Genomic DNA, 5,701 nt, shown 5'->3' with positions numbered 1-5,701 from the left:
TCGCGCCCGCCGAGGGCCGGGGAGACGGACCTCGGTGTCGTCGGTGCGATCGGTGGCCACGACATCCGGGTCGTGCAGCGGCCGGGGAACCTGGCCGACTTGAGCGCCTCACCGGTGGAGCTGCGCATCGACGATGCCCCCGGTGTAGCCGTTGAAGTCACCCGCGCGACGTCGCTGAACCCAAGTGTCGGAATGATCCAACGGCTGGAGAACCAGGTGCGGGCATTGCCGGAAGAAGTCACCAAGCGTGAAGCGGGCCTGGAGTCCGCCCGGCAGGAAGCCGTCGACGCCCGGGAAGCTTTGGGTGTCCCGTTCAAGCACCAGGACGCACTGGAAGCCGCCCGCTGGGAGGTCGAACGGATTGGGCGCGCCATGCGCGGAGAAGAGACGCCGCAACCGACTTTGGATCCGGAGCTGGAGGCGTTGAAGAAGCGGATGCGCATTAACTTCCCCGACGCTCCCACCGCGGGTCGCAGCAGTGGCGGGCATGGTGGAAACGGCCCCGGGCGTCCGCTCGAGGTGGCGCGGCGGCACGACGAGCAGCGTCCCCAGCAGGGCGGCTTGGAGCTGTAAATACTCGCTCTGCTAGGTCTATTCAGATGAACGGTGCCCGCTCCCCACTGGGGGAGCGGGCACCGTCGTTGCGTGGTGACCACGTGCTCGGGAAGCCGTCCACAGCTGGCGGCTACGGAAGTGCCACGGTCGGGCGTGAGGTGACCTGCCGGCTGTGGTCGGGTGGTCGGATGGGGTCCTCGCTGTCCATCATGGGTGCGGGAAAAGCCGCGGAGCGATGGGAGCTTTTGCCGTGCCCATGTGGGCACGGGGCCAGTGCCTCAGCCACGATTCACTCCGTCAGGAGGCAGTGTCAGCCGACTCCGCCAGCTCCTCGGGAGCACTGTCCGACGAAGGACTGGCACCATTTTTAGCCGCCTTACGCCGCTGCACGCGCTGTACCTTTTCGGGTGCAGCGAGCCCGATTTTGCGTAGCTCCTCGGCGGTCCATCCGCCGTTGTTGACGGCGGCCTGGAACGCCTGGGCATCGTTCTTCTCGGCCTCTTTGAGGGCCTCGCGGGCCTCGTCGAGAGCGCCTCGTGCGGTAATCGCCCGGCGGACATAGTCCATCCGGTCGTTGAGCAGCCGCTGTGCTGCTTCTTCTGCCTGCTGGGGGTCAGTGAGCTTCGCCATGCCCCCACGTTAACGGACGCACACGGCGCGTTCCACAGTCCACGGGCGTTCCGCCGGCGTTTCGCACCCGTGGTGCCCCAGCGGAGCAAAGCTATGTTTTATGTGCCATAAAATGCGTACACCGCTAGCCCACGGGGCTTTGCGGTGGCACACTGGTCGTGCGGGGCCCACAAAGTGGGGGCGCTGCGCTGGGCCGGCAAGGAGAGGAGGTGCTGTGGTGGAGCAGGAGAATCCGCGTCGGGTGTGGAAGTCGAGGCGGAAGCGGATCGAGGGCAAGACCCAGTACGTCCGGGTGTCCATGTCGGAGTCAGAGCGTGCTGCGTTGATGGTGCTGGAGCAGCAGACCGGGCTCTCGCCCTCGGCGCTGATGGTCGAGGCGGTGTTCGGATCGGCGGATCCGGTGGCGGTGCAGTTACGACGAAACCAGCTGGCCGAGCTGATTCAAATGCGACACCAAATGGCGACGATCGCCAACAACGTGAACCAGATCGCCCGGCACGCCAACAGCACCGGTGAAGTGCTGCCCGAGACGGCAGAGACGTTGCGGGAGGCCCGCCGATTCGGTGACGAAGTGCTGGCCAAGATCGAAGAGTTGATCCCGTGATCCCGAACATCACCAAGGGCGACAAGCCGATCGGGCTGATGAAGTACCTGGTGGGTCCAGGCCGTTCCAACGAGCACACCGACCCACACCTGGTGGGCGGATCGCCGCTCATCATGGCCTGGCACGACGACGCGCAGCTCAACGAGGAAGCCGCGGTGTCGATTGCCCGCGAGATCGACCTGAACCGGCGCGCCTTCGGGGTGGACGCCGACACCAAACACATCTGGCACTGCTCGTTGTCGATCCCGTACCAGGACCGCGAGGTCACCGATCAGGAATGGTCGGACATCGCCCAGCGGTTCATGGACGAGATGGACTTCACCGAGGCTGGGGCCAAGGCCGGCTGCCAGTGGGTGGCGGTGCATCACGGACGTTCCACCAAGGGCAACGACCACATCCACATCATGGCCTCCACGATCCGCAGTGACGGGACGAAGTGGGCCGATGGCAACGACTTCTCCCGCGCGCAGAAGGTCGCCCGAGGCATCGAGAAGGACTTCAACCTCATCCAGCTCGGCAACCACTCCGAACGGTGGCTACAGCAGGGCGAGGTGCGGCGGGACAGCACTAGGGAGCCGACCCGGTTCGCGCTGGAGCGCATCGTGCGGGCGTGCGCGGTGGCCGCCGAATCAGAGGCGCAGTTCGTGCGTCAGATGCGTCGGGCGAACATGCTCGTGCACCCCCGTTTCGCGGCCGGTACTGACTCGGTGGTGACCGGGTACTCCGTGGCGGAGCGCCCGCCGAAGGGCATGCGACCGCTGTGGTTCGGTGGCGGCAAGCTCGCCCAGGACCTCACGCTGCCGTCCCTGCGCACCCGCTGGCCGGACACCCCCGAGGCCGCCCAAGAAGCATCAGTGGAATGGATGGCCGCTAAGCGGCACCGCCGCATCGTCCACCCGGACGCACCCGGTGCGGCCCTGGACGAGGAGACCGCCCGGCGGCTGGCCGGGGAGCTGAAAGAGGTCCGCCGGCGGCTGGTCAAGATCGCACCGGACGACCACCAATCGTGGGCGCACGCGGCGCGTGAAGCCTCTGGGGTGTTCGCCGCGTGGTCGCACGCCACCGAAGACGGCCAAGGACCGTTAGGGCGCACGGCCCGGGTGCTGGCCCGGTCCGCGCACCGGTCCGGGGTGAAGATCACCACCCCGCTGCAGGCGCCGCTGCGCACCAGTGGCACCACGGCCTTCCTGCTGGCGGCCACGCGGGCTCCGTCCCCGATGGCGCAGGCGCTCATCATGCAGCAGATGCTGCGGATGACCCGGGCATTCCAGGACATGCACCAGGCCAACAAAGAGCTGCGCGAGACGCAGCTGATCGTGGACGCCTTCCAGCAGCACCTTTCGGTCGTGGCGGAGCCCCTGCCGGACGTGAAGCCCACGCGGACGCGCACCGCCTCCCATGCCGGACCGGTGCGTGAGCGTGGTGCGCTGCGCGAGACCCAGGGCCCCACAGCCGTTCCCACTCCCTATGTCGACCGCACCCCCCGCACGGACCACGGAATGGAGCTGTAGAGATGAGCACACAACCCGACGGCGTGAACGACCTGCTCTCCCGAGACCTCCAAGCGGCGATGGCCGTGGCCGGCCGCTGGGGCGAGATGATGGCCCGCCAGCGCGCCGAACAGGTCCGCCAACGTGTCACGGAGCAGCAGCACCGGCGGCGTGAGCTGGAAGAGCGCTTCGAAGCCGAACGCGCCGTGATGCGCACCGAGCTCGCGCCCGTGGAGCAGGACCGGTTCTGGGAGACCGCCAAGCCGGAAGACATCGCCGGCCACTACGGGCTGGCCCGGCAGTGGGAGCAGCACGACGAGGTCGCCCAGGCCGCGCGAGGACGGATCGAGGGGCAAGTGAAGGAACGCCACGGGTTGAGCGTGGAGGACTACCTCGAGCAGCGGACCCCGGAGCCGCAGCGCACCGAATCCGTCGAGCAGGAGGCAGCCGCACGCGAGACAGTGGACGCCCAACGTGACCACGCCGCCGCCGCTCTGAACGCCGCTGAGGCTGGCCGTGGCGATCTCCAGAACGACACCGATGCACGCAATGCTGCCGCTGAGGCCGAGGAGCTGTGGGACTCCGGGGACCGGCGCGCCAACCTGGCCAGTCGACTCATGGACGCCCTCGGTGGCACCGAGGAAGGCCGTGATGGCGTGCGCGCACGCCTGGCGGCGGACCGGGACCAGGGCACGCCCCCGATCGACGCCGTGCGATCCACCCAACGCGGCCCCAAGGCGCGGAAGAACACCGGGCGCGCAGCGGGACGGGAGAGGGGCCTGGAGCTGGGCTGAGGCCCTTCAAGCACAAGAGAAGGGGCGCAACCTGTGACAGGTTGCGCCCCTTCCGCTGTGAGGGTCAGTCGAACAGACCATCCGGTGGCGGCTCCAGGGTCAGGGGCACTCCCTTGGGGCTGTGCGTCCTAGGGGTGCAACCGTGGAAGGGCCCTTTCTCCTCGAAGAGCACACGCATCGTGGGATCGGCGTAGTCACGCCACCACACGGCTAATCCCGTAGACGGATCGGTGCGTAGCTGCTCCCACGCCCGCCACAACCCCGTCAGACGGCTCACCGCTTCCTCATGTCGCCACCACTGGGCGCACCAGGTGAACGTGGTCGAGCGGCCCGCAGGGTCCAGCTGACGTCGGTACACGGGCGCCAGTTGCTCGGTCACGAACTCCGCCACGTTCGCGTAGAACAGCTGTGCAGGAGGCTGTTCCTCGACGTCCTCGTTGCCGTCGGCGGCTTCCTCTTCCCAGTTCATGTCTACTCCTTCACCAGCGCCGCCCACCGGTTCCCGGCAGGCGCGGCCGCCGCTGGCTCAGCAGCCGGCTTCTCGGACTCGTCGCCCTGGTTGACGGTGGCCGCCGTCGGGTTGTTGTGGGCTTCTTCGGAGGCCCTGGACGCATCCGCGTAGGGGCGGTGGTCAATCGGAATGGTGCGCAGCAGCACGGCCCGGGCCCCGGAGCCGAACATCACAGCCCTCCCCTTGGGCAGGGCGGACAGGTCCGCCACCGACATGATGTCGTCGGTGGCGTCCTGGCGGGAGGTGGACCCGGAGTCCTTCTGCCTCGAGGAGGACACGGAGGTGTAGGTGTACTTGCCGATCAATTCGACAAGCATCTTCAAGTAGCCCTCCTCTTTGACGTTGCCGCCGTAGGTGACGACGTTGGCGGTGGAGAACAGCTTCTTCATCCCCGACTCACCCCACACGTCCACCCCCTGGGACCAGGACTGCAGGAACGTGGAGACCACGATGCCCCGGGACCCGTAGTGGCTGTAGAGGTTGGGCAGGTTCATCCAGCGGCACACGTTGGCCGCCTCATCGAGCACGCACAGCATCGGGGTGGACAGCCGGCCCCCGCGCTGGGTGACGGCGTGCTCCTCGGCGGCGGTCACGGTGGCCACGGTCAGTGCGGTCACCAGCGGCCCGGCGGTGCCGGCGCCCTCCTTGGACAGGGCGTAGAGGGTGTGCTTGCCGCGCACGAATGTCTGGGGGTCGAATTGCGGGCGGTCATCGTCCGGGCCAGTGGGGTTGACCCAGGCGGCGATCTTTTCGTTCTTCAGGCACGCGGCCATCTGCAGGGCGGTGGAGTAGACGCTGCCCCGGTACTTCTCCGGTTGGTGGATGGTGCTGGCCACCGAGTCGGCTTCCTTGGTCCACCCGTGCTCATCGAGCAGTAGCGCGGGGGTCTCATCGGTGGAGCGGGTCAGCCAGTAGTGGACCTTCTCGATGGGCTCCCCGCCGACGGCGGCCGCGAGCAACAGCCCGGCGAGCAGGTCCTTGCCGGCGGAGTCGAAGTGGCCATCGCCCTTGGCCCCGACGTCCCGGGAGCCGGCGGCGAAGTTGTTCGCCATCTCGGCGGCGCGCTCACTGTCGGTGACGTAGGTCAGCGGGTTCCACCACCAGGTGGGCTGCTCCC

The 5,701-nt window shown here is 67.9% G+C and carries 6 protein-coding genes and 1 pseudogene; 4 read left to right on the top strand and 3 right to left on the bottom strand.

Annotated features, from left to right (window positions below):
- A pseudogene (locus BJF77_RS20380) lies at window positions 1–573 on the top strand (hypothetical protein); the annotation flags it as partial.
- A 279-nt stretch (window positions 574–852) separates the two neighbouring features.
- Here BJF77_RS20380 and BJF77_RS00765 read toward each other — a convergent pair.
- Window positions 853–1,185 (bottom strand): hypothetical protein, encoded by a 333-nt coding sequence (locus BJF77_RS00765; RefSeq protein WP_053005138.1) that lies wholly within the window; start codon window positions 1,183–1,185, stop codon window positions 853–855.
- Between the two features lie 214 nt (window positions 1,186–1,399).
- Between BJF77_RS00765 and mobC the strand changes: the two genes are divergently transcribed.
- The 3 genes from mobC to BJF77_RS00750 are packed head-to-tail and all read left to right on the top strand — an operon-like array spanning window position 1,400 to window position 4,073.
- Window positions 1,400–1,789 carry a plasmid mobilization relaxosome protein MobC gene (gene mobC / locus BJF77_RS00760; protein ID WP_075871008.1) on the top strand — a complete coding sequence of 130 codons (390 nt, stop codon included), beginning with the start codon at window positions 1,400–1,402 and terminating at the stop codon, window positions 1,787–1,789.
- Complete coding sequence (locus BJF77_RS00755; protein ID WP_075871007.1) at window positions 1,786–3,300, top strand: relaxase/mobilization nuclease domain-containing protein; 1,515 nt, start codon at window positions 1,786–1,788, stop codon at window positions 3,298–3,300. Before mobC ends, BJF77_RS00755 begins: the two co-directional genes overlap by 4 nt.
- 23 nt (window positions 3,301–3,323) lie before the next feature.
- The gene (locus BJF77_RS00750) at window positions 3,324–4,073 is read left to right on the top strand and encodes a hypothetical protein (protein ID WP_255396066.1); all 750 of its coding nucleotides are present in this window, start codon (window positions 3,324–3,326) and stop codon (window positions 4,071–4,073) included.
- A gap of 64 nt (window positions 4,074–4,137) precedes the next feature.
- Here the strand turns inward: BJF77_RS00750 and BJF77_RS00745 are convergent, their stop codons facing one another.
- Together BJF77_RS00745 and BJF77_RS00740 are read right to left on the bottom strand one after the other, a co-directional pair.
- A complete protein-coding gene (locus BJF77_RS00745; protein ID WP_075871005.1) occupies window positions 4,138–4,542 on the bottom strand; it encodes a DUF4913 domain-containing protein in 405 nt (134 codons plus the stop codon).
- A gap of 2 nt (window positions 4,543–4,544) precedes the next feature.
- Window positions 4,545–5,701, bottom strand: a 1,157-nt coding sequence (locus tag BJF77_RS00740) for a type IV secretory system conjugative DNA transfer family protein (protein WP_158041141.1), incomplete at its 5' end; no start/stop codon positions are given.

It is taken from the genome of Kocuria sp. CNJ-770 (genome assembly GCF_001942375.1).
Taxonomy (GTDB): Bacteria; Actinomycetota; Actinomycetes; order Actinomycetales; family Micrococcaceae; genus Kocuria; species Kocuria oceani.
This window is presented reverse-complemented; position numbering and strand designations above follow the sequence as displayed.